Source organism: Verrucomicrobiia bacterium (genome assembly GCA_035495615.1).
GTDB lineage: Bacteria > Omnitrophota > Omnitrophia > Omnitrophales > Aquincolibacteriaceae > DATJFP01.
Map to the genome: position 1 here is coordinate 1 of DATJFP010000011.1, position 25,738 is coordinate 25,738.

A 25,738-nucleotide genomic window follows, 5' to 3' on the forward strand; every position below is an offset into this window, starting at 1 on the left:
GCCGCGAGAATCACGGCAATCACGGCCAAGGCTACGACGATCGGGATGTGATAGATGTCTGTGACGATCATCTTGATTCCGACAAAGATCAGGATCGCTCCCAGGCCGTAATGCAGGTAACGAAAAATCTTCATCATGCCGGCCAGCGCGAAATAAAGCGGCCTCAAGCCGAGGATTGCAAAAACGTTCGAAGTATACACAAGGAAGGAATCCGTCGTCACGGCCAAAATGGCCGGGATGGAGTCCACGGCGAACACGATGTCCGTCGTTTCCACGACAATCAGGACAAGCAGCAGCGGCGTGGCCCAGAACCGGGCATCGCGCTTAACCCAAAATTTTTCGCCTTCGTAGTTTTCAGTCATGGGCACGAAACGGCGGAAGCCTTTGACGATGGCGTTCTTTTCGGGCTCGATCTCCTTATCGTCTTCCTTGAAGAGCTTGAAGCCCGTGTAAACGAGGAATCCGCCGAAGACATAAATGATCCAATGGATGGCCTGAATGGCGGCAACGCCCGCAAAAATAAAAATCGCCCTCATGACCAGGGCGCCGAGGATGCCCCAGAAAAGGACGCGGTACTGCTGCTCGGTCGGGACTTTGAAATAACTGAAGACGAGGACGAAAACGAACAGGTTATCGACGCTGAGCGAGCGCTCGAGAACATAGCCCGCGAAAAATTTCATGGCCGCGTCCGAACCCAGCTTCCAGTACACGCCCAGATTGAAGAGCAGCGCGAGGACCGTCCAGAAAACGCTCAACCAGATCGCTTCTTTAATTTTGATTTCTTTGGAAGCGCGGTGGAAAAGGCCCAGATCCAGGACCAGCATGAGGATAACGAAGACATTGAAGCCGATCCAGACTGCCAGCGAGTGATGCGGGTGGATCAGAGGCGCCGCTGTCGTGTGCATGATTCCTCTTTGGAGTTAGATATCCCGCCCAATGGCCCGCGCGATGTTGCGCAGGTCTTTCATCAGCTCGTCGAAGATCTCGGGCAAAAGCGCCTGAGGCCCGTCGCAAACCGCTTCTTCCGGCTTGTCGTGGGTTTCGACGATGAGGCCGTCGGCGCCGGCTGCGACCGCGGCCCTGGCAAGAGCCGGGACAAACGCCCTTTTCCCCGCCGGATGCGACGGGTCGATGACGACGGGCAGATGGGTCTCGGATTTCAGGACCGGGACTGCCCCGATGTCGAGCGTGAAGCGGGTCGTGGTCTCGAAGGTGCGGATCCCGCGTTCGCAGAGGATGACGCGATGGTTCCCCTGCGAGTAGATGTACTCGGCGGCCATCAAAAACTCTTTGATGCTGTTGGCCATGCCCCGCTTGAGAAGGATGGGCTTGCGGGAAAGCCCCACCTCTTTCAGAAGATTGTAATTCTGCATGTTGCGGGCGCCGATCTGGATAATGTCCGCGTAGCGCTCGAAAAGCGGCAGGTCGCGCACGTCCATCATTTCCGTCACAATCAGAAGGCCGGTCGCTTTTTTCGCCGCGGCAAGATATTTGAGGCCGATCTCGCCGAGTCCCTGGAAATCATAGGGCGAGGTACGCGGCTTGAACGCGCCGCCGCGCAGGACGGTCGCGCCGGATTTTTTCATGAGCCGCGCGAGCTTCATGATGCGTTCCTGTGATTCCACGGTGCACGGGCCCGCCATGATCACGACTTTCTTGCCGCCGATCACCACGTCCTTTCCGAGGTCGAAGGTGCTGCCCTGATGGCGCGATTCGCGGGACACCATCTTGTACGGCTTCTGGATGTCCATGACCTTCTCGACGCCGGGAAAGGCTTCCAGCGGCTGCAGGCGGACTTCGGCTTCGTCGCCGATCACGCCGATGATCGTGCGCTCAATGCCCTTAGAAACGACGGGCTTCAGCTTCAGTTCTTTGATTTTGGTGACGACGTGGTCAACTTGCTTTTTCGTGACTTCGGCTTTCAGAACGATGATCATTTTTACCTTTCTTCATGGGGACAGGTCTTAAGACCTGTCCCTGCGTCATATATTAACGCAATTCGAGATTCACTTTCACGGCCACGGCATTGCCGATGGCCTTGTGGTTGCAGGATTTCATCAGCTCGTAAACGCGGTCGGCGAAATTGAAATCGGAAATCAGCAGTGTGACCGGCTCGGCCGACGTGACGGACCAGCCCTGGCCGCTGCGGGTGACGCTGAGCTTGGCGGCAAGCGGCTTCTGCACGCCGTTCAGGGTGATCATGCCGGAAGCCGTGACTTCGCGCGTCTCGCCGGCTTTCCAGTCCGCGAAAGCGCCGCCCAGTTCGAAATGATCGAAGGCGATCGTCACCAGGCCGAGATCGGGCTTCATGCTCTGAAAGAAAAGGCTCAGGATCCGGTTATTGCGTCCGGGCACGCCGGTATCCAGCGAATTGACGTCCAGAACCATGTCCAGCCGTTCGGGGCCATTGGGTCCCAGCTTCAAAGCGCCCAGATATTCGCGGAAATAGCCAAGCACACTGGCGGTCTCATTCTTGGCGACAGTAAAGGAAACTTCCCCGGTGCCCAGGGTCACGGCATAGGAAGCACTGTCCGCGGCCACGGCCTGGGACAGCTCGGCCTTCTTGGCATAATAAGCCGTATGGGCCGCGTAGATGTCGCCCAGCGGAAATTCGCCGGGAACAAAGGCGGGATCCGTATTCAGGTTTTCCGGAGCGTTATGGAAATGATCGGCGGCCGTCGTGGGCACCTGGGCCTGCGCCAAGGCAAGGGACGGGCAAAGAAAGAACAAACTCAGGATCAAGGTCATGGGTTTCATGGGCTCTCCAGGACTGGCGGAACATCCGGTGCTTTTGTTATAACTTCCTGTGGGATATGGGATTGTAAGTCGCAGGATTCTAGTCCTTTGCGGGCTTTCAGGCAAGGGCTTTCCTGTCCCCCGCTTCCATGAGGGCCAGGTGCTCGAGGAAATAGTCCCGCAAGAGACGGGTCGAGCCGTCGGGGAAACGAACGTAAATCATGTTTCCGGCATTGGTTTGATAACAGTACTGGCGGATCCAGTCGGCGGCGTTGTCGCCGGGTTTGAAATGCTGGGAAACGTAACGCCTGACCCAGGGCAGGGTTTCGGAAGGTTTGCGGTAAACACCGTCGGTAATGACCTCCAGGTCCGCATTTTTGAAATATTCGATGATGAGATTGAGCTTGTTGAGTTCCGGATCCGCGGTTTGCGGCACCGGACGCTCGGTTGGAAAAATGCCCGGGAAGTATTTATAAGCGGCAAAAGCAGCGGCGGATAAAACCGCCAGCAGTACTCCCAGGCGCACTCCGCGTAAAAAGTCCTGTTTGCTCATGCTCGCCTCTCATGGAATTATCGGCAAAATCCGGGAATCCCTGCCGGTCCAAATGAGAGCGGACAATACCGGCGTTTCGGAAGGGCGTTATTCATGAGGGTCTTCCTGAATAACGCCCTTCCGGCCAGGTTTACGGGACAACGGTTCCGTCGGTTGACGACGTGCCCGTTTGGCCGTCCGTCATGGACTCTTGGCTTTCAAAGAACGAATTTCCGCTGCCGCCGACATCGCCGTCGGTCAGGGAGCTGACTTCATTGATCGGTTTGGGGGTTCCCCGCGCGTCATCATCGGTAGCGTAGCCCATGCTGCCGAACGTCATGAGAATCGAGAGGGCCCACACGAGCATCATCATTTCTTTCATGATTTTCTCCTTGTTGCTTTATTGAGTGAACTTCCTCACTCAATCCTTAGTGTATAGGCCGCTTGTAAGAATATCAAAACTAACATCGAAAAAGCGCCAGATCTTTCAGAGGGTTAAAAATCTCGCGTATTTTTCATAACCCTTTATTTCAATGTGACTTGGGAAATCGAAAAAAATGCGGGAAGGGCAGAAAAAATTTTTTTGGGCAGGATAACTTTTGACGCTTTTTGACTATTTCAAGCTTACTGCGCCGGTCCGGAAGCAGGCCGGAAATGGGTACTTTCGAAGATTTTGTCCGCGGATTCGGGTAAAAACCCCTGAAAAAGACGGCCGTCTTTTGCCGGATAGCGGCGGGCGAATTCATAATAACAGCCGGGGATGGTTTCTTTGCGGTCCGCGAAATCCGTGGGAACCGGATAAGCCATCGTGGAGGACTGCTCGAGAAAAACCCGGGGATTTCCTTTGATTTCCCCGCCCGAGGCATTCAGGGCATAGCCGAGCCCTTTGATGAAAACGTTCAAAGCCGCAAGATCGGGAAAGGTCTTCAAGCCGTTGAAAAAAACCGTGAAATGATTCACCCGGAAACCGAACGCCGCCATCCATGCGGCATACTCGCTTTCCTTCAAAAGCTCCTGGTATTCTTTCCAGGAAAGACGCTTCCACGGAACTCCGGAAACAAGGAAACGTCCATCGCCTTCGCGCCCCGGCGGTACCTGGTCCACCAGACCGCGCACGGTCTTTTGAAGGGACGCCGAACATTCCCCTACTTTGAGCTCGCTGATGAAAATCTTGGGCTTGTCCGGATCCGGATGTTTGAAATAGCGGGCCTTCAATTTCTTGTCCTTGAAGTCGTAGGCTTCCCCGGCATCCCGGTAACCCAGCGCCATGAACGGCGCGGCCAGAACCGGAAGCCCGACCTTGGGAATGTCGAAAGTACGGAAAGCCACGTGGTCGTTCACGATCTTTTCCCCGCGCTGTTCCAGCGCCTTGTGGATGACGCCCGCCTGCTTGTTCATGGACGCATAGTCTTCCCAGAGTTGCTGCAGCAAAAGGTCCACGGGGCCCATCATCGCCTCCCCAAGCCTTCTATATATAGTAACCGCATCAATCCTCCGAAACCCGTTTCCGGAAATTTTTCAGCGAATTAAACGGGATGTCCACGACCAGCCTGTTGACGATGGCCGCGGGAATATGGCCGCCGGCGTCCGCGTGCTGCTGCACGTAAATCTCCGTGCCTCCGTCCGGAAGCGGCGTGAACCGCCACACGCCTTTCAAATAAGGCATGCGCACTTTGTCCGGCTGCGGCGGCAGCACGTCCGTGACCGCGGAAATCGCGAATTGAACGCCGGCGTTCTCCCCGGGCGTCCGGGCGCGCAGATAAACCGCGTCGCGGTTGGAAACCGGCCAGGGCATGTCGAGCGCCATGTACATTATCTTGTCGGCATCACTGCGGGATTCCAGGAGCCGCGACTCTGAACATTGGTGGAACCATCTGACCGCGCCCGTGGGATCTTCGTAATAGGCGACCGCTTTCTCGATCGGGACCTTCACGTTAACCGTGGCTTTGTATTCCAGGATCGGAGAACCATCCACCGGGCGGACATAGACCGTAATGCCGTCCTGGTTTTTCCGGAGCTGCCAGGGATGCTCCTCCGCCGCCGCGTTTTGCGCGAATAGCGCGAATGCGGCCGCCATGATCACGATGATTTTGCCGTTTTTTTCCAAGTGAAAAGACCCCGCGTTTCAGCGCAAATTTCAGGCGCCGGTTTCTTGTTGATTCTGCATCCAGTTTTTTCCGCCCATGACGCGGGCAATCAGCATGCTGACGACATTGGAGCCCACGGCGTTGACCGCGGTGGCCGGCGGGTCCACGAGCGTGCCGACCATGGTGATGATCGGAAGCGACTCGGGAGGAAATCCGTAAAGCGTCACGATCAAAAGCTCTCCCAAAAATCCTCCGCCTGGAATTCCGATCATGACCACGCCGCTCAAGACGCCCACGCCCACGGCGGTCGCATAGGTGGCCAGTCCGGAAAAAGGCCGCCCGTAAAAACTAAAAAGGATGGCGATTTTCAAAATACCTGAAAGGCAAGTCCCGTCCATGTGGATCGTCGCGCCGACCGGTATGGCAATCCGGCTGATTTCTTTGGGCACGCCGATCTCGTCCGCGGCCTGCAGGTTGACCGGCACCGTGGCCATGCTGCTTCCCGTGCCCAGCGCGGTCATCGAGGCCAGTGGGATTTTCGACCAGAACCTTTTGAACCCTTCCCTCCCGCCGGCCAGCCAGGCATATGCCGAGAACCCGAGGAAAAAATACGCGATGGAGAACGGATAATAAAGAAGCACGGCGCGCAGGTAGGACTGCATGAGCTGCGGCCCGAACACGCCGGTCAGGTAAGCGAAATAAGCGGCCAGGCCCACGGGCGCATACAGCATGATGAGCCCAATCACTTTGACCATGACTTCGCTGCCCGCGGCCAGGAATTCACTGAAGGGCCTGGATTTTTCCCCGAGAGAACAACTGGCAAGCCCCACCAGCATCGAAAAAAAGATGAGCGGCAGCATGTTTTTCTTGGAGAGGAGGTCGGAAAAATCCTTCACCGTGAAAGCGCCCACGAAATCGACAGAACCTTCCACAGGAGCCGGGGCCGAGGCCAAGGCCACGGGCGCGGTCATGGGCGGGAACAGCTTGACGCCGACGAGCATGAGCACCGTGCTGAGGATACCTGTCGCGGCGAAGAGCAGCAGCATCCACAAGAGAATGCGTCCCAGTTTACGGAGATCGGTCATGGCCGCGACGGAGGAAGCGATGGAAAAAAAGACGAGCGGCACGACCGCGGTAAAAAGAAGATTCAGGAAGATGTCGCCGAGAGGCTTGACCATCGCGGCGCGGTCTTTGAGGAAAAATCCGGACGCGCTTCCCAGCGTGATGGAACCGAGAAGGATCAGCGGAAACGCATAATGCTTCAGGACGCCGCGGCCGGGCGCGCATGTTTTTTGCACGCCCTTATTATCCCCACGGGGCGCAAACATGCAAGCGAATCATCCGCGGCGGAAGCTTACGCGGTTTTTTTACGGCAAAGCACCGCGTCCAGGGAAAATTGCCCGGGACCGCCCAGGATGAGCAGCAGCGCGATGCTTGCGAAAAGAAGAGCGGGCTGATACGCCATGCCGCCGGGAGACATGCTGACAAACGGATCGCCGTGGGAGAGATGAAAGTAAACCGCGTAGGCCATGGTGAACAAAAGACCCAGGGAAGCAAGCGGGGTCAGAAGCCCGAGAATCCATGCCAGCCCTCCTCCGAATTCGGAGAGCGCGGCAAGCGCCTGGAAAATGCCGGGTACGTGCGCTTCAGGCCCCATCCACTGGAAAGGATGCTGGATCATGGGCCGGCCGTAAGACATGAACGCGGCACCGGAAATCACCCGGACGAGGAGCAGGGCCACGGAAACGCGGCGGCTCGCCATCGGCGGCGAACAAAGGAAAGTTTTCATGGGTCCTCCTCCGCTCTAGGCGGACGTTTGGCTGGCCAGATGCCCGAGCAGGTCTTTGTTGGTGGGAAATTTTTGGAGCTGTTCGATGAGCGCCTGGGCGGCTTCCACGGGATTGAAGGTGGCAAGAACGCGCCGTATCTTCCGGACCAGTTCGAGTTCCTTGGGATCGATCAGCAGCTCTTCCTTGCGCGTGCCGCTTTTCGAGATGTCCACCGCGGGAAAAATCCGCCGGTTGGAAATTTCGCGGGAGAGGACGATTTCCATGTTGCCCGTGCCCTTGAACTCTTCGAAGATGACCTCATCCATGCGGCTGCCCGTCTGGACCAGGATCGTGGCGAGGATGGTCAGCGACCCGCCGTTTTCGATTTTGCGGGCCGAGCCGAAAATGCGCCGCGGAATTTCGAGCGCGCGCGCGTCCACGCCGCCGGACAGCGTCCGGCCGCTCGAACGGCTTTCGGCATTATGCACGCGGGAAAGACGCGTGAGAGAATCGATGACCACCATGACGTTCGCGCCGTCGGCGGCTTCGCGGTAAACCTGCTTCATGAGCTCGCTCGCCGTTGCGATGTGATGATCATAGGATTCGTCCGACGAAGACCAGCGAACCTCCGCGCCCGTCACCTTGCGGCGGAAGTCGGTCACTTCTTCAGGGCGTTCGTCGATCAGCAGGCAATAAAGCTTCACCTGCGGGTAAGCCTTGGCGATGGCCTGGCAGATGTGCTTCAGAAAAGTCGTTTTGCCGGAACCTGGAGGCGCCACGATGAGCCCGCGCTGGCCCATGCCGATCGGACAGATGAGGTCCATGGCGCGCATGGTGAGTTCCGTGGAGCCGTCTTCCAAACGGATGCGCGGGGAAGGATCGATGGCCGTACTGCCCAGAAACCGGGCCTCGCCTTCGTCCCTTCTCGGGGCGGCGGGATGACGCGGGCCTTGCCGAAAACCCGAGGGATCGGGACGGCCGCGATGGGAATTCTGGGAATGGTGTCCCCGCCGGGGGTCAGGAGGACGGTGAAAATTTCTCATATTTCAATCAAAAGTCAGCTAGGAGCGGGATTCGATCAGAATCAAATGGTAACCGAATTGAGTTTTGACAGGCCCGTGAGTTTTGCCTACTTCTTTGGAAAATACGACCTCGTCGAATTCCCTCACCATCTGGCCGGGGAAAAACGTCCCGAGATCCCCTCCCGATTTTCCGGAAGGACAAAGGGAATGTTTTTTCGCAAGATCGCTGAAGCTTGCGCCGCCCTCGATCTGCTTCTTGAGATCGAGACAGCTTTTCTCGTCTTTAACCAGGATGTGGCTCGCTTTGGCTTTGGTCATGATGTGCCATTGTACCGAGGGTGCCCGGTCGGGAGCAAGCGATTTTTGGTGAATCGAAGGTTATAGCAGCGCTGAAAGGAGCGGAGAAATACGGGGGTTACGCGGAAGCCTTGAGCACTTCGTTGGCGAAGAACTGCGTGGAAAGAAGTCCCGCGAGGGTGCTTAAAGAAATGCTGACCGACTGCGGCCCGGAAAAATTAAAAATCCGGCCGTCCTGATATTGCGCGAACAGCGCAAAATGCTTGAGCAGCGTTCCTTTTAATCTCTCGCCCGGAACTTTGAGCTCGTTGGGATCGTTGATTTCGGAAGCGGCCATGATGCCCACGACCAGCTGGAGCAGCGCGGCATACGTGCGGACGCGCGGGTCGCGCACTTCCGCATCGGCCTCGAGATTCACGTCGAAGAAAAATTCGTTGGGGATCTCGCCCAGCACCGCGGGCGAAATTCCCGGGACAACGCGCTGGTCGCCGATCGGCCGCACCTGGCGGAAGCTGGAAACGCGGCTGAGCCGGGCGCCCAGGACTTCGATAAGGGCCTGGGCATCGGGGCCTTTGACCTGCCCGCGCACGACCATCCTGCCGATGTAGCTTTCCAGTTCCTTGACCGGGTCCGCGTACATCTTGAGATCGGAGGAGGAAGGCAGGTCGAGCGCGACCGTAAATCCTTTGCGGAGGGGCCTCGTCTGCAGGTACGCGCTGAGCTGGCCGAGTAGGAATTCGATTCCCCGCTCGTAGACGTCCTGGGCCATGAGCGATTCACCGCCGTCCGCGACACGAGCGAGGCTGCGAAGCCTTTCGACGAACGCGTCGATTTCGATTTGTTCCTGGTTCAGGACCACCGCCGTCCTTTCGGCCGCTTCGCGCAATTCCGCGCGCGTTGCGCCGCCGTTTTTGCTGAGCACGCGGATCACCTGCTTCGAGGCCGCGAGCGCCGCGTCGGTTTGCCCCTGTCCCCGGAGTTCCGCGGGACGTGCCGCCTGGTCCAAAGCGCCGAAACCTTTCAGCAATTCGAAAAGCAAAAAGGCGTCGTCGAGCGATTTCATGCCCGGCGGTTCCTGGAGATACCGGATTGCATCACGGGCGCGGCCCACGGCGGCCTGCGCCGCGGCGAAATCACCCGCACGCAGCCCGCGCTGAGCGTCGTCGACGTGCTTCAGTGCTTCGTTAAGGGGCGAGGGAAAATTGCGGTTCAAATCGTAGGCCGCGTATTCGAGCGCCTGAAACGCGAACCCCTTCGCCCGTTCCCGCAGCCAATCGCGTATGGCGGCCGCCAATTCTTGCACGCGTTCATTCAGCTCGCCGAAATCTCCGGCCGTCGACGGATGGAATAAAAGGCCGGGAATGTTCATGTCCCGGTTCACGATCCGCTGAAAATTATCCCCAAGCACCTGGAGCGTCGCAGGCTTGGGGTCGACAAGGAAGGCCAGGTTGAATTTTTCCAGCTCCGAAAGCCCCGCGATGAAGCGCTCGATCTCGCCGTCCTCTCCTTTCATCCACCGGTACCCGCGCGCTTCGAAATCCGTGACCATGCCCGCCAGCTTGGCCTGGAGTAATTTCGCATTTTGGACCACGCGCTCGAAGGCCTGCGCCGTTTCCTGCTGCGTGCGCAATTCCGCTTTTCCGGGCGGCTGCAGGGGCGCGACTGTAAAAATGAGCTTGATACTCTTTTGCTTTTTCCCTTCCTTGCCCGCTTTCGGATAATGGACAACACCGTTGGTCGAATCCATGTCCACGAGAAAATATTCGCCGTCGACCTCGCGAATCTGCGCATGATAGCGGGAAACCGTCGGCCCGAGGATGACAAGGTCGTTGTCCGGCGCTTTTCCAAGGCGCATCGGATTGGAGGGCGTGACCGTCTTCGGCCCCGAAACCGGCTTCCGGATATTGTCTTCCCTGACGAGAATGATCGCCGGGCTGCCTTCATGCAGGATCTGAGCGACTTTGAAGGCAACGGTCCCGATGCTGTAAGAATCCACCGTCACCTCGAGAGGATTGACATCCGGAAGGGTGCGCGGCAGTTCCTTCTGCTGCTCCGCGGCTTGCGGCGCGGCCTGACCCAACGGCGCGGCCGGGGCTTCGGGCTCTCCGGGAACAGCGGCCCACTGGCGGGCCTTGGTGTCAAACGTGACTTCCTGCCATTTTGGAGCCTCGTCGGTGCCGATGTTCCTGAAAAAGTGTTTCGTGTAAGTAGGAAGAATGCCCTGACCGATCGATTTCACACGCCGGGGAAGCCCGTTATATTCGTAAGCCGCGTAAACTTTGTTCGCGGGGTCCACGGGAATGCTGCCGACTCTCAGATTGGTTTCCAGGAGGACGCGCCGCGTCGGCTCCAGCTTGAAACGGTCGTTGCGGATTTCCTTGTCTTTCTTCTTTTGGGCAGCCAGATCGTCGTCCGCCGTCGCGAAGGCCACGATCTCGCGCAGGTCCTGATGGTAGAGAAGCGCGTGCTGGAAAAGTTTTCTCATGATGTCGAGAATCTTCTGCGGTTTCAGCTGCGGCATTTTATCCGTCTGGAGCTCGTGCGCGGCGAACGCGATCGAATATTGCTTGTCGATCGCCTCTTCCAAATCCTTGGTCAGCGGGATCACGCTCCTGACGCCGTTGAGGGCCGCGATGCGCGCCCATCCTTCGCCGGACATGACGATCTCCCAATCGTCCGCGCCGCCGCGCCGCCGGATCTGGTTCGGCGCCAGCTCGAAGACCATGCGCTTGGAATTGTGCCGCTTGTGCCCCAGGACTTCATGCACCACGGTATTCTCGAGCTGGTTTTCTTCGGCGAGATTGTCGAACATGACGGTCATGCCCGCGCCGCCGCCCACCATGCTGTCTTCCATGCCCTGATACCCGAAATGGCCCTCTTTGGTCTGCACGACTTCCCATCCCAGAGGCCCCGTGATTTCCCACAGGAGCTCCTGCGGCATTTCTTCGAAGATCCCGAGAAGCTCCTTGAGGTACGGGATAAATTTTTTCTCGAAGTCCTTCCGCGTTTCGATCGGCCGGCCGATGACCAGCAGGACGTTGGCTCTCCGCGCGCGTTCCATGTACCCGAGCAGCTCCGGAAATTCTTTGAGCCGGTCGAGATTCTGCAGCGCGGCCGTTTGTTTTTTTGCTTCATCCGTGTCTTTCACGTAACGCAGGACGTAATTGCGCACTTCCGTCACGAGCTCCGCGCCTTTCGGGATCTTGTCGTCGGAGGGCTTTAATGCTTTCACGAGATCGACGTGCCCGTTTGCGTCGAGGGGCAGCGCCTGGAACTCGGTACCGACGGCGAAGACCTTCTGCTTCACGTCCTCCTGCGCCTCCTGCGGGATGATGATGTCCGCCATGGAATCCACCACGGACGAAAGGTCCGGCTCCGGCGCCGTGAATTGGAGCTCCGTTTTCTGGATGTTTCCTTCGTTCACGATCAGGGTGCCGTTGGTCGAGCCGGCGTCTTCGAGGAAATATTGATTTCCCTTGCGGTAAATAAAGGCATGCAGTTTCGAAACCCGCCTGCTGTCGATCAGGAAATCGGGTTTCACCTCAGTCGAACTGCCGATCGTCAGGCCCTGGCCGCCGTCGGTCAGGACTTTCCGCACCACCACATCTTTACCCAGCAAAATCTGGACTTCCTCGCCAACGAGCCGGATCTTGAAATGAAAGGGACCGATCACAAACACGCGCTTGTCGGTGACTTCGCGCGCTTCCGGACGCCGCGGCGCCGGAATTTCCTCCCGCGGCGCGTCCGTCCTGAGCTCGGATTTCACGAAGCGGTCCAAGCTCTGGAGAAGACGCCCCGGATCCATGGGTCCTTTTTCCCGCTGAGCGCGCATGGCTTCGCGGCGCACGTCCTGGATGAGGGCGACTTCGCGGGACGACATGAAGCTGTGGTAGGGCCGGCCTCCCCTTTCCTGCACCTGGGCCGCATCCTGGGCAAACGTGAGATTATCCCGAATGTCCGTCAGTCTGTAGTTGAGTTCCTGGTCCAGTTTTCCCGCGCTGGAAAGCGCGCCGCGGGTTTTCTCGAGCTGCCGCTGCAGGAAATCGATTCCTTCGGGGATTCCGTGATAGACCGCCCGGCTTAGGGCCATCTTATACCGGTCGAGGCCGTTCCTGAGTTTGTAGTCGGCATCTTCATCCGCGTCGCGGAAGCGCTGGAGCAGCGCCCCGTCATTCAGGTCGCGGCTCATCTCGTCCAGCAGCCGGCGCACGGAGGCGTCGGCCGCGAGTTCGGGGGCATAGTCAAAAACGTCCGCCGCCGCATGGAGAAACAGAGTGGCGCCGGAGCCGTCCTGAAGCGTGCGCGCCCGGAGGGCCTGGAGCAGGCCGGTAAAAACGGCAGGCCTTGTGACCGCAAGGTTTTTAGCGCCTGTCAATTCGGAGAGGACCAGCGACGCATTCGCGCGCTGCTCCGCATCCGGGTCGCCCAGGCGGGCGATCGTGAGAGAAACCAGGTCCTCGCCGAACAGAGGGACAGGACGCACCAAGTCCGCGAAAAGAATATCGCGCAAAGCTTCCATGTCTTCAGCCGTCCCCTTTTCAAGAACCGCGGCAAGGGCGGACTGAGTCTCTCCAAGGGTTCCGGCAGGAGCCGGGAGCTGCGCGGGCGCCGGAATGGGCGCGGGCTCTTCCGGGTTCACTTCTTTTTTGTAACGCGCTTCGAGGAGTTTGAGGAAACGCTCCTGCGGGCTGTCGTCGGCGCGCTTGGCAATGAAGCCGAGGCGGATCGCGGAAAACTGCTTCCAGGGTACGGCTTTCAAGCCGTCGGCGAAACGGATCCGATCAATCAGGCGGGGATCGAATTTGTAAACGTGGTCCAGGACATCGCCGGCATAGGTCGCGTTCGGGCCGAGCCAGAATTCTTCCGGCAGCGGCAGAGGTTCGCGGCTTCCCGCCTTGCGGCTGGCCCTCCAAAGCTCGTAAACCGCGGACGCATCCACGTCGTCTTTGATCTTGAGCTCGAGCTGGTAACTTACCGCAATCCTTTCCAAAGCCTGCTGGCGTTCCGCGTTCTGCTCGACCTCCGCCGGGTTTCTATCGGAAAGGAAGTCCCGCGTGTAATAAAGCTGCGCAGCCGGGCTGCGGAGCACGATCGTGACATGCGCCGCGGCCTGGTCAAACGCTTCGCGGTTCTGCCGGTACAGCCGCTCGAGCCGCTGCAGGCCTTCGACCGAATCGATTTCCACGGCTTCGCCTCTGCGGGCGCGCAGAATCACATCCCGGGCCGCGTCGGGATAAAAGGCATCGATCAAATCCTGCATGTCCCCAAGCCGGTTCGCCGTGTTGTCGTAAAAAAGCCCGGCGGCCCGGATCATGGACGCATGGAAAGGAATGTCTTGGCTCGGATAATCGACGAAATGAATCCGGGCGCCGGTTTCCAGATTAGTCACAAAATAATGAAGGCTGCCGTCGGTCACGCCGGACGTAGAAATGTAAAATTTTTCGGTGCGCGCCTCGCCGAGCGCTGGAATTTGCGATGCGCCAACCGTCGTATGCCCGCTGCGGATCGGCCCTTCCGCGGGCGGCAAAAGCTCCATGATTCTTTCGAGGACGCGGGCCAATTGCTCCGGCGTATGCCCGCGGTCGAGAACCGCTTTGACGTTGATGGCGAGAACTTCCCGCAGCGGCTTTCCGTTCAGCGCGCCGTTTTTGTTCAACTGGGCCTCGATTTCGGCCACCGGCCAGTTAAAAGGGCCCACCGCCTGCACGTCCCGGATACGGGCTTCATACTGCGGAAGCTGGGCGGCCGCGTCCTGAATCGTTCCATCGGGCGACATGATTTCCGTGATTTGAAGCGCCGCCGGCGTTTGCCTCACAGGCACGAGTTCATTCGCCCGCAGCTCAGCTTTTGCAGTTTCCGGAACGGCTTGCGCCGCAGCTTCCCGCGACGCCTTTGTCCTGAGTTCCGGCTTCGCGCCCTCACCCGGCTCCTTGAATTCTTCGGCAACAGGAAGCTCCTCGATTTCGTCCGCAAAGGGCAATCCCTCGGGCAGATGCCCCTGATAACGGCCGAACAGGATCGTGCGCAGCTCATGCGCTTCCGGATCGGCGGCTTCCAGGGCGGCGTCTTCCTGGAGGAAAAAGTCCGCCCACCATTCGTTGTAAGACGCGCGCAGCCGGGCATCGATCAGGGGATCGGTGACAATTCCGATATTGCTGTCATGCCCGGGCACGTTGTAGACATAGTTGACGTGCATGTCCAGCCTGCCGTTGGCTCTCACCGTTTTCAGCGCGTCACGCAGGTCCTCATGGATTTCCTCGATCAGGTCGTCCCGGATCGCTTTCTGCTCGCTGTCGCGGCGCACATTCCAATAACGCCGGATGATGGCTTCCGCGACGTCTTCATACCACTTGTCGATGTCGGCTTCCGCCGTCCGGTCGAGGAGGGCAAAGGAGGCCTTCACTTCTTCCTTCTCCCGCTTGAGCACTTCCAGAAACGCCGGCCAGAAGTCCTGCCTTTTCTGCGCGGCATACTGGGCGTCGTAATACGCCGGAGCGCGGAAAAGAATGGCCCAGGCGCTGCGCCGGCGCTCATAGAATTGCTGCAGAAAAGCTTTGAAGTCTTCACGGTTTTCGTAGCGGTAGCCTTTATCCTGATTTCTGGCGGCGAAAGCCTGGAGCGATTCATGGACTTTATCCGTCATGTAATAGGGGTCGCCGAGATAATTCGGGTCGAGCGTGTGGCCGGTTTCATGCCAGGCCGTGCGCGCGTTGTCGGCCAATTGCAGCAGGATCGCCTTCTCAACAGACCGGTGACGCGCGCGGCCCTTGCCCACCACTTCAAGCCGCGTCAGGCTTGGATTGAGAAGCAAAAGCCCCGGATCGATGCCGTCGAAAACGCCGCTCCACTCCTGCAGTTTTTCCAGCAGGCGCCGGAAATCAGCGCCCCCGTCCTGCTGGGGCGTGTTGAGCAGGACGATCGGCTTGTTGTTCCAGTCAAGCGGAGGCTTGTCCCAGACCCCGGCCGGCTGGGTAAAAAGACTGAGGCGGATATGGTAGCGCTCCGCATAAAAAAGCGCGGCCAAGTCGACCTTGTCTTCGAGTCCCGCATTCGGGAACAGGGCAAGCGCTTCCTGCAGGCTGGCGGCAGCATTCCAGGACGCGGCCTTTTTCTCATTTTCCACGAGCGCTCTTCCGCGGCCGGTTTTCGCATCCGCATCGGTAAGGGTGCCGATCTTTGAAAGGACTTCGAAGCGGTCCGCCGCGAGAGCCTTGCGCAGCGCGGCTTCCCCGCCCAGCTTTCCCTTCAAAGCGTAATAGAGCCGCTGCGCCGCGGGCAGTTCCGCACGGACGTTGCGCTGCAGCAGCAGATAAAGGGCGGGCACCGCGGCCTCCGGAACGTTGGCCCAGGCCTCGGCCGCGCCCGGCTGCCCCAGCGCCGCGGGGACTTTTTTGTAAATTTTTGCAAGGTCGGCCATGATCTCGGCAGGTCTTTTGCCGGCCCATAGCGCGGGATTGGCCAGGGCGGCGCGGGGCCCTTTCGTGATCTGGTACTGAGAGGAGTAATGCAGGATGAATGCGAGACTCCGCCGCAGTTGATTGATCCTCTGCGCCAGGGTCTCCGCCGCTCCTGGCTCAGGAAAAAGCGCGGGGAGTTTATCCTCGATGTCATTCAACGTCGCGGCGTCCTTGTCCAGATTCCCCACGAGACGCGTGAAGCGGTCGCTTTCCATCACGGCCGCGTTCTCGGCATTGAAGCGGGCCAGATCGAGCAGGATCTCCATGGAGCGGTACGGAATCCGGTAGGAAGCGCCGTCCGCCCCTTGAAGGACTTCGATTTCCCGCGCCCGCGGAAGAAATTCTTCCAGAAAATCCAAAGTCAGCACCTGCTCATTTTTCGCATGGGCCAAGGCAGCCACAGCGTCCAGCGCACGCTCGCGTTCTTGGAGGCTGCGTCCTTCCGCGGCAGCGGCCTGCTGTTTCAAACGCTGCACCATCGCCTCCGTGAGCACGCCTTCGGACGCCGGATAAGTGCCGGTTCCCTCAAGAAAGGCCGTGAGCTTCGATTCAAAAGCCGGATCGGCCGCGCGCAGTTCGGATTTCACGATGCCCGCGCGTTTCTGCAGTTCCGTCACAATAAGCAGCGCGCTTTTCGCGGCGCGGATCGCGGCCTCATTCGGCCGGCTGCCTTGCTTGCGGTAGTAATAGGGCTGCGCCGGGTTGCCGAAAAGCTTGTCGTCGATCAGGACTTTGCCGTAAGCGAAAAGATACGGCACGTCGCCGGTCTCATCTTTGGCGCGGATTTCGTCTTCGCGCGCCTTCAGCGACATGAAATCGGCGCGGATGACCAGAAGCTCGGACAGCGCCTGGTTCCATTCGAGCTGCTTCTCCGGCGAATAATTGAAAATCTGGGAATGCCCCGCCTGACTCATGGATTCGCGTGAGATCACACTCATGTCCAGCGAAAGCTGGCTCATGTCCGAGCGCAGGTCCTGCTCGGCTTTGCTTACCGGCCTGCGGACGGGCTTCTTGTTTTGAGGCCCCTCGTCTTCGAGAATGTCCGCGGCGCCCGTTACCTTCAGGCCGGAACCGTAAAGAGACCCGGCATCGCGGTAAACCGCCCACCCGCCGGGATGAATGGTCAAAACGCCGTGGAACCGCGAAACAAAAGGCATCTCCAATTCATCCACCACGTAATTGTTATAGGAGCTGCGCCCGATGCGGTAACTCTGGCCCGGCCGCAGCAGAATGGTTTCTTCCGGGTTCAGCTGCGTTCCGCCTTCGGCCACGCGGGGCGCGCGCGCAGTAAGTTCGAACGTGCCGGTGGCCGGATCTTTCAGGCGAAGCGAAAACAGATTCGTCTCGGCGCGTGTGCCGGACGGGAGCACGGTGACCGTCATGCGCGTGTTCGTGTTGAATTTGACGGGCGGCGACGTATCGCCCCATTGCAGCCGCCTGTCGGCTTTTACCCCCGACCCCGTGTCGCGCAGCTCGGCCTTTTTGTCGATGGTCTCGAACCCGATAGCGACTTCGGCCCCACGAAAAAGCTTGGCCGCTGCGGTCCCGGCCAAAGCTTCGAATTCGGCGCGCGCGGCTTCATCCTTGAAAACCACCGCGCCCAGGTCCGAGAGGTCGAAATTCTTAACCGGCGCATACGGATCGAAATAGCCTTTGTATTTGCGGACCAGCCATTCGCCGCCGTAAAGGCCCGCGCCGAGCCTTTGCATCATGCTTTTTTTGAATCCCAGCGCCATGGGATAATTCTTCTTCAGAAAATAGACCCAGCCTTGGTCAAACGCCCCTGCCATGTAGATGCCGTTGAAGCCGCCGAACTCATAATCTTTCCCCGATTTTACGGCGCCCTCCTGCAGGATCGTAAGCGCATTCCCCGCCGCCCTTCCCGAATAAAAAACGGTGTCGCCGTCGGCGTATCCGGCAAGCGAGGCTTCGCGGCTGCGGGTGGAATTCTCTTTGATCAGCAGAACGATCAGCGAAGCGAAGTAGATTTCGTCGCTTTCGTTTTTCAGGCCGTCCAGGTACTCGCCGAGATTTTGGGGCTGCCGGGGAACACTGAAATCCAGTTTTTTGCCGCTTTGGATCGACGCCAGAAGATCATCGAATCCCGCCTTCAACGAGAGCGACTGCCCCCAGCCCTGCTGCAGGTCCAGAAACTTCACGTGCGCCGACTGCACGGCCTTGCCCAGAACTTCCCGTCCGGTCCGCACGAGATGCCCCCATTCGAAAGCCATGATGGTATCCAAAGCATTCTCGTAATCTCCGTTGAAGACCTGGCGCGTGGCTTCCAGGTAAGCGTTGTAGAGATCGGGATATTTAGCGCGGATGGATTCCATTTTTTCCGGGTGCTCAAAGCCCAGGACCGTGTTTAAATCAAGAGGCTCGGCGGCGCGCAGCTCCGACTTCAGGGCCTCTTGCAGCGCGTCGAACACCGCGTCGCGCGTGAGCGCCGAGGCCTCGAAGCGCTGCCCGCCGTAAATGATTTCGACTTTCTCTCTCGCGCCTGTGCGCGCGAACACAACCGCGCCGATCCTCTTGTCCGCCGTTTCCGGCCATCCGGCAAAAGCGCCGTTCAAGGTGCGCGCCAGCATGCGCGGCGCCTGGCGCGACGCGCGGATGCCTCCGACGACGGCCACGCCGTTCGATCCGCCTTCGGCCTTGCCTTCCACCTCGCGGCCCAGCACGGCCTCGACCGCTTTTTTCAGAGGCGGCACGATCTTGTCCGCTTCGTCCCCGTTTTCGACGAGCGCGCTTTCGCTTCCCGAAAAAAAGCTGAGCTTCGCGGGGCTGTCGATTCCCACGGCGTACACGTTGTTCTGTCCCTGCAGGGCCTGATTGATCGCAAGCGCGAGCTTTGCCGGCGTCATGCCGGTGAGGAGAATGGAATTTTCCCCGATCTTGATCTCGTCCGGATTCTCTCCCTTAAGAACGGCGGGACCGGGAACCGCGGACGTGCGCAGCTCCGCGCGCCGGAATTGTCCGTCTTCGGTGAAAAGCTCCTGAAGACGTCCCAGAGTTTTGTCCAGCGCGCCCGCGGCCATCCATCGGCCGCCCGCGAGGACCGGAAGCAGCTCGTTTTCGAAAATCCGGAAAATCTCTTCCTGCGCGGGACCTGCCAGCCCGGCTTCGGCGCCTGCGAATTTCTCAAAGGCGGCCTTCCGGATTTCCTCCTTGCGCGCGGGCTCCTTGACTTCCTGCAGCGCGGGACCTCCGGCATACCTCAAAAGAAATCTCAAAGGATTCGGCTGAGGCGTTTCGCCCGGCTCGACTTTTTCTTCCTCGACGATGCGCTCTTTCACCGAGGCCGGATAAACCGCGGGATACGAGGCGGCCGCTTTCGAATAGCCTTTTTCGTCGAGCAGTTCGGTCACCGTAAAATCGGCCAGCGTGTTCATCAAGAGACTCGCGGTTTCACCCCAGGCCTCACCCTGCTTCGCGGCCCAAAGGTTCAAGTCCTTCTGGCCCTTGTCGGTGATGCGTCCTTCTTTCTCCGCCAGGATATGCCCGAGCTCGTGGCTGAACAGGCTGAACGCGAGAGGCGGATACAAAAAGTTCACGCTTTCGGCATTGAAGAAATAATCCCCGGCCTTTAGATCGCCCATCGCCTCTTTGCCCACCAGCTTTTCGACAAGCTCCAGATGGGAAGCATCGAGCTTGGTCATGCCCGTCGCTCCGATCAAATCGTCATTCATGACGAAAACGCGGGCGCCGCGGGAAGTGACTTCCTGCAGCAGGGCGCGGATTTCCGGCTCGCCGGCGATCATGCCGTCAAGGGCCTCGCGGACTTTGGGATGGATTTCGCCGAGCCATTTCATGCCGGCCTCATCCGCAGCCCTGAGTTCAACGCGCCGGGGGAGCGCCGCCGTCTGGCGTCCCGCGAGCATTTTTTCCAAAAGTCCCGTGACTTCTTCCGGCCCTTCAGCCTGCGCCACCGCGACAATCAGAGCTTCGGCCTTACGGTTACTTTCCGCGTCTCCCGCGCGGGCGAGAACGTCGCGGATTGCGCGGAACGCCCCGCCCAGCCAAATGCCGGCGCGATAGTGGAGAGCACGCAGGGGATCTTCCGAATCCCGGTCTTTGAGGCCGGACTTCAACCGGCTCTCCACCAAGTTCAGGAAATTTTCTCCCTCCTGTGCCTGCGCGAAATAAGCCACCGCAAAACCGTATCCCCGTCTTGCTTCCGGAGGCAGCGATTCAAAGGGCTTTTCCCAATCTTCGGCCAGAAATGACAGGAGGCCCGCCGTATGCGCCCTGTATTTGGCGGCGGTGACAAAGGCGGTGCCTTCTCTCATATTTTTTTCGAAGCTCCGGCGGGCTCCGGGCACGTCCATCGCCGCGCGCGAGGTCATGAAAGATCCCAGGGTCGGATGCCGGAAAAGGAACGTGAAACCGTTCCACATCGTCCGCAATCCGAATTTCATAACCAGCAGCCCGACAAACATCTGCCCCACCCACAAAATGGAAACCAGAATCTGAAACGGAAGAGGTCCCGCCTTCTGGATCAGCTGCGGCAGGACCAGATGAAAGGCCGCGATTTCCGTCCCGATGATGAGGTAGGTAAAGAAGGCAATGGGCAGAAAATTAAACGTGCGCTGAATCAGCCGGAGAAATCTGCTGTTGCGGATCTTTGCCGGTGCGGGTGTTTTCCCCTGCGTCAAAAAGGCGGCATCCGTCAGATAGGCTCTCAATACCCTTTCTTTCTTCTCATCGGGATAAGATTCGATGCCGCCAAGCTCGAAGCCTTTCGAGAGCGCATAGTCTTCGAGCTGCCCCAGGCTCATGAGCGAAAGCTGTCCCTGGATCTCCGCCCGGCTCCGCATTTCGGCGCGCAGCTCCGATTTCCCGCCTTGGACCTGGGCGATGAAATCCGTCAGCTTCTTTTCGAGGCGTTCGGCCGAGCCTTCGTGCGCCTTCCGGTAATCTTGGCGCTGCGTCGAGGCGAAAAGTTCGTAGGCCCCGTCCAGGTTTCCCTGGATCGCGAGACGCGCGATTATGGCGGCCTCGGTTTCATGAGCGCCGTTGAACAGCTGGAGCGAAAGCATGGGCGTCAGCTCGGCCACGTCCTGTTCCGCGTTTCCGGAAAGCAGGTAAGAGACGTTATTGGTCCAATACTTGCTAAATTGCGCTTTTGTTTTGGTGACGCCGTCGCTTTTAGAGGACTCTTCGATATCGGGCTGAATCACGAAGTCCCGGTAATACGCCGTGACTTTGTCCCAATTCAAATCGTAGGCCCTGGCCAGGAGTTCCGAGTCCCCGCCTTCCTTGCGGTAAGCGCGGTCCGACTCGATCGCGCCGAATTTATCCACGAACATCAATTCCAGCTGCGGCACCAGCACGGGGATGCCTCCGAAATTCACGGTCTCGTAAGTGGAAAGCATCAGATCTTCCGGAAGCTTGTTGATGCCCTTGGTTTTGGTCGGCGGGTAGCGCTCCTGTTCGCTGAACACTTTGAGGAATGCCTCGGGATAAGGGATGTCGTCGCGCAGGCCGTACAGCTCAAAGTCGCTGTGCGCGCGCGAGGCAAAGTCCTGTTTCTTTTCGCGCGCCGCGACCTGCCCCTGCAGCGCCGCCTCCATGCCGGAACCCTTGCCCAGGAGATATTGCACTTCCCCGCGCTCATTTTTTTGCCGCCAGAGCGAGACCGCCAGATAAACCTTTTTCACGAAAAGATCGTCCGAGCCGTCCTCGCCGAGCGGCATCTGGATATCGGCTTTTCTCGTGCTCTGATGCCAGGCCCGCAGGGCCTTGAGCTGCTCCGCGCTCAACTTGTCGCTGACCAGTCCGTTTTCGTCGATGGGCAGGGGCACAAGCACGCCGCCCTCCCCCGGAACGCCGGCCCTGAAAAACTCCCGCGCCGCGGCCACTTTCTCATCCAAACCCGCGGTGCGAAGCTCCGCATGCGGGGCCGCGCGGGCCGCCTGCAGGGCGTCCCACGCCTGGACTTTGACGCGCGCGTGCAGCTGGTCGAGAAGAAGGCGCGTCAGCGCGGGAGCTTCAGCGGCGTTTTCTCCGGCGACCGTGTCGTAAAAACGCAGGAGCATCCCGAGAATGATCGCGCCTCCGCTTTTCTGCATGTCGATCAGGTTGTCGCGAAAAGGCTTGGCTTTTTCCTGGTCGAGCTGCGTGGCCACCCTGTCGATGTCCGCCTCGAGCAGCTTCAGGTAATTCCGGATGACGGTGCCGTCGTTGGTGAAAGCGTCCCAGTCGTGGCTGCCGATTTCGAGATGGGCAGCGTCGAGGTCTTTGGGCCCGGCGATGTAAAAATTTTCCAGGATGTTGACGCCGCGGTCCACGTCCGCATAGCCGTCTTTCCAGAAGGAAAGGAGATAATCAACCGCGCTCTTGACCATGGCCTCGGCCAGGCCCTTGTTATTTTCGCGTAGGGCTTCGCGCAGGCGCGCCTTGAAAAACCATCCGGAAGGAACGAAGTCCTGCAGCACGCCGTAAACGGTCGCGGGCCCCAGGATCCACCACTGCCTCGCGGCGCGGGCCGCATTGCGGAACGCGGTTTCGCCGATCACGCGGAAACGGATGCGCGGCCGGCGGTCCGGGTGCTGCGCGAAATACTGCTCGGCCGCGTCGTAACCCGGATGAAAGGCGCGGAGGCCGAACAGGGGGTAAAGCCCAAGACGCTGCAGCATCTTCCGAATCTCGCGCCTGATAAATCGGCGCAGCGCATCCGCCGCGGCGCCCGGCCATCCCAGCATCCGGCGCCAAAGCGGCACGGCCGGCGCCTGCGCGGACTCAAGCTTCCACCATTTCGAGGCCGGCGCCCTTTCCCCGTCCCACATCTTGAGCACGAGGTCCTTTTCCCGGGTCGGAAAAACCTGGGCATTGCCCTCGCTGGAAAAGGCCTTGTCCAGGTCCAGTTCCCTCACCGCATTCCAGACTTTGGAAGCCTCATGCGTGGGGTCGAGAAAAAGTCCGGCGCGCGAATCCGGAACCTGCGTGTAATCATCCAGCGGCTGTTCCGAAGGCTCGATCGCGTGGCGCAGTTCCGCGCGCTGGCCGGTCTTGGCCGCCGCGCGGAGTTCCGGCTTTTCCGGAACTTCGCGGATAAGCGCGATTAATTTTCCGAGCTTGACGTTCGAATCGCGGAGGCTGGTAAGGCTTGTCCTGTGCTCGGCGGCAAGTTCCCGCGCCGAGGCTTCCGCTTTTCTTAGAGCCAAGAGGTCGCCGTCGTCGAGAAAGCCGGTCTTGTTGAAGACTGCGGAAAACTGCGTGTCGAGAGCCGTGTATTTGTCGGAGATGGAATGGATGACGAATTCCGCGTAATCGATTTCGCCGTAGGCCTCGCCCGCGGCTTTTTCCCAGCGCGCGAGCCAGGCTTCTGTTTTTGCTTCTTCCCCGAACCGCTCCGCCACTTCCCCCGGACTTTCCGCGACCATTTTCCGCGTCACCTTGATGATGCTGAGGCTCTCGGACAATTCCCGCGTCGCGGCTTCCAGTTCCAGAAGAAGCGGCTTGAATTGCGCGTAAACGGCATTGCCGGCCTGGAATGCTTTTAACTTTTGCAGGGTCCTGAGCGTCATCCGCGGAAGAGCGGCCAAGGGATGCTGCGCGAGCGCGGAACTTTCAAATCCGGCAAGGACCGCATTGAGGGTATCGAGATCGACCAGGCCCGGGTACGTCTTGAAAAAGTTCAAGGCATCCATGGTCTGCGTGAAATTGACCATCAAAATCACCTGGGAGAGGAAGAGCCCCAGGTCCACGCCGTCGGCAAGATCGAAATCCGCCCACTTTCTTACGGGGTTCGGGTTAAAGGCGGCCGCGTCGGTGCGAAGTTCTACAAGAAATTGCCGGAGCGTCTGGCCCGTCGCCTCGTACGGCTGATCCAAATCCACCCGCATTTCGGATTTCGGTGCCGCGGCCGGCGGCGCAAAGGTCATGCCCGAAGCCGCCAGGCCGTCCGGGCCCCACGAAAAGCGGGACGAGAATGAGCCGGGCGCGATTTGACCCGCGGTAAGGTCCGCGAGCGTCGCGGGCAGGAGCAGCTGCATGATGTTTTGCTCCGAGAGCTGATTGCGGGACTTGAGGTCTTTCAATCCGGCAATGAATTTCTCGACGCGGCCGGCCAGCGCGTCGCGGTCTTTGTCGTGCGTCTTTTCGTCCATGAAGACCGTGTGGTCCGCCGCTTCATCGAGACGTCCGGACGCCGCAAGGTCGCGGATGATCTGGTCGCGCCATTCCTTGAGCATGCGCCCCTGGTCCGGCGCTTTCGCGAGCAGGCGGTCGCGCGCGGCGCGCACGAACGCCTTGTACACATCCACCTTGCCCTGTTCGGCCGTAAAATAATCCTTCCACGACACCCAGCCGCGCATGTGGTCTTTGTAATGGATCTCCGCCGGAAGCGTGCTGATGTCCGGCATGATCAGGACATACGAAACGCCGCGGGCTTTCAGCCGCTCGACCAGTCCCTCGGTGTGGAAACCGCCCGCGACAAAAAGCACGGTGCCGCTTCCCTTGCGCGCATTCATGAGAGGCGCCAGATTTTTCACGAACGCGGCGTCGCGCTTTTCCGCGTTGCGGTAAAAAGCGGTCTGAGCCCCCATCTTCGCGTAAACGCCGGCGGCATCCGCCATGGGCCGGTTCTGGATGTCTTCCCATTGGCGCCGGCTGAGCTGCAGCTGCGCGAGGCTCTTGAGAAGCCCGAGCACGTTCTCGCGCGCGTCGAGCGCACGGTCTTCCGCGCCTTTGAAAAGCCCCTGCTTGACCTGGCCGACGTAGCTTTCGAATTGATCGAAAAAGCGGGTGCCTTCGATGTCCTTCATGCGCTTCTGGCGCTTCATGACATGTTTAAGCGCGTCGGAAACCGGAAAGGCAATGCCGTTTTCCTGGGCCAGCCGCGAAAGAGTGAGGCCGAACTCCTGGGCCGTGATCTGCGAGAGCTGGAAGGCCTGGAATTTTTCGTTGAACGCGGCGCGGGCCTTGGCGTCCCCCCGCTTGTCGAGCGCGCGTTTGATCTCCGCCGCCCATTTCTTGACTTCGATGTCCAGCGCGGCCGCGTCGGGCGCAGCCTCGCTTTCCTCGAGGATGAGCAGCAGCTCGCTGCCCGGCGCGGGCCTTTTGATTTGCGCGAGGGTGCGCAGCACCTGCAGCAGGTCGGATTTGTCCTTTTCGAAGTCGCGCACCGCGCGGCTGACTTTCAGGAGATCCGGAGCGTAATTTTTTTCCTGCGCCGCTATGACTTCTTTTTCCAGCGCGTCCAGCCGGGCCGTGATCTCCCCGCTTTCGGACAGGGACTGCAGAAAAGCCGCGTAGCCTTCTTCGTAAAGAGACCAATCCTCCACGCCTTCGTAACGGGCCTGGCGCTCGTTGAAAATCGCGGCCATGCTGGTGCCGGTCAGTTCGCCGTTTTCAAGATAGCCCTTGAAGACTTGCTTGAGGAGGTCCGGGTCCGGAAAGCTGCGGAAAAGGAGCGGGTTCAGCCGAGACGAGGCCCCTTCCAGCGCGATCGTGTCCAGGCCGTAAGTTTTTTCGAAGTAATCGATCAGATTGCGAATGCTTCGCTGGGCCTGCGGAACGCCGTGCGCGTCCTGCACGAGGATGACCGTGCCCGCGCCGGGTTTGCCCGCGTAAAATTCCTGGATCTGGCCGATGTTCTTGGGGACCTGGATCTTGGCGATTTCGGGAAAGGCGGGAGAAGCGAGTTCGGGTTCGGCCGCGGACAGGATCTTTGCCGGGCCCACGCTCGTCAGGAAGAACACGCTCCCCATGAAGGCAGCAACCGCCCGGGTCACAAAACGGCGGTAAAACAGAACGACCATTCCTTCACCTCAAATGGTTGGTATTCCCCCTTTTGGCACTCTATTTAAAAAGTACCACCCCTCTTATATATATC

General features: G+C 59.3%; 12 protein-coding genes. All 12 read right to left on the reverse strand.

The features are described 5' to 3' along the window. Nucleotides 1-905: TerC family protein (locus tag VL688_00990; protein HTL46615.1), on the reverse strand; the 905-nt coding region annotated here is incomplete at its 3' end. Between the two features lie 15 nt (nucleotides 906-920). Continuing rightward, nucleotides 921-1,937, reverse strand: coding sequence for a 3-deoxy-7-phosphoheptulonate synthase (gene aroF, locus VL688_00995; GenBank protein HTL46616.1), 1,017 nt, complete (start codon nucleotides 1,935-1,937; stop codon nucleotides 921-923). 52 nt (nucleotides 1,938-1,989) lie between these two features. Continuing rightward, complete coding sequence (locus tag VL688_01000; protein ID HTL46617.1) at nucleotides 1,990-2,757, reverse strand: YceI family protein; 768 nt, start codon at nucleotides 2,755-2,757, stop codon at nucleotides 1,990-1,992. Between the two features lie 97 nt (nucleotides 2,758-2,854). Continuing rightward, nucleotides 2,855-3,289 (reverse strand): hypothetical protein, encoded by a 435-nt coding sequence (locus VL688_01005; protein HTL46618.1) that lies wholly within the window; start codon nucleotides 3,287-3,289, stop codon nucleotides 2,855-2,857. Nucleotides 3,290-3,419: 130 nt separating this feature from the next. Continuing rightward, nucleotides 3,420-3,650 (reverse strand): hypothetical protein, encoded by a 231-nt coding sequence (locus tag VL688_01010; GenBank protein HTL46619.1) that lies wholly within the window; start codon nucleotides 3,648-3,650, stop codon nucleotides 3,420-3,422. A gap of 242 nt (nucleotides 3,651-3,892) precedes the next feature. After that, nucleotides 3,893-4,720, reverse strand: coding sequence for a DUF1338 domain-containing protein (locus VL688_01015; GenBank protein ID HTL46620.1), 828 nt, complete (start codon nucleotides 4,718-4,720; stop codon nucleotides 3,893-3,895). Nucleotides 4,721-4,754: 34 nt separating this feature from the next. Beyond that, nucleotides 4,755-5,375, reverse strand: coding sequence for an START domain-containing protein (locus VL688_01020; protein ID HTL46621.1), 621 nt, complete (start codon nucleotides 5,373-5,375; stop codon nucleotides 4,755-4,757). A 30-nt stretch (nucleotides 5,376-5,405) separates the two neighbouring features. Then, nucleotides 5,406-6,653 (reverse strand): dicarboxylate/amino acid:cation symporter, encoded by a 1,248-nt coding sequence (locus VL688_01025; GenBank protein ID HTL46622.1) that lies wholly within the window; start codon nucleotides 6,651-6,653, stop codon nucleotides 5,406-5,408. Nucleotides 6,654-6,709: 56 nt separating this feature from the next. Next, on the reverse strand, nucleotides 6,710-7,144 hold the full coding sequence (locus VL688_01030) for a DoxX family protein (GenBank protein ID HTL46623.1): 435 nt from the start codon (nucleotides 7,142-7,144) through the stop codon (nucleotides 6,710-6,712). Nucleotides 7,145-7,159: 15 nt separating this feature from the next. After that, nucleotides 7,160-8,167, reverse strand: a complete 1,008-nt coding sequence (gene rho, locus VL688_01035; GenBank protein HTL46624.1) for a transcription termination factor Rho — start codon at nucleotides 8,165-8,167, stop codon at nucleotides 7,160-7,162. 18 nt (nucleotides 8,168-8,185) lie between these two features. Then, nucleotides 8,186-8,464 (reverse strand): peptidylprolyl isomerase, encoded by a 279-nt coding sequence (locus tag VL688_01040; GenBank protein HTL46625.1) that lies wholly within the window; start codon nucleotides 8,462-8,464, stop codon nucleotides 8,186-8,188. Nucleotides 8,465-8,561: 97 nt separating this feature from the next. Then, nucleotides 8,562-25,664 carry an FHA domain-containing protein gene (locus tag VL688_01045; GenBank protein HTL46626.1) on the reverse strand — a complete coding sequence of 5,701 codons (17,103 nt, stop codon included), beginning with the start codon at nucleotides 25,662-25,664 and terminating at the stop codon, nucleotides 8,562-8,564. Nucleotides 25,665-25,738 lie beyond the last annotated feature (74 nt).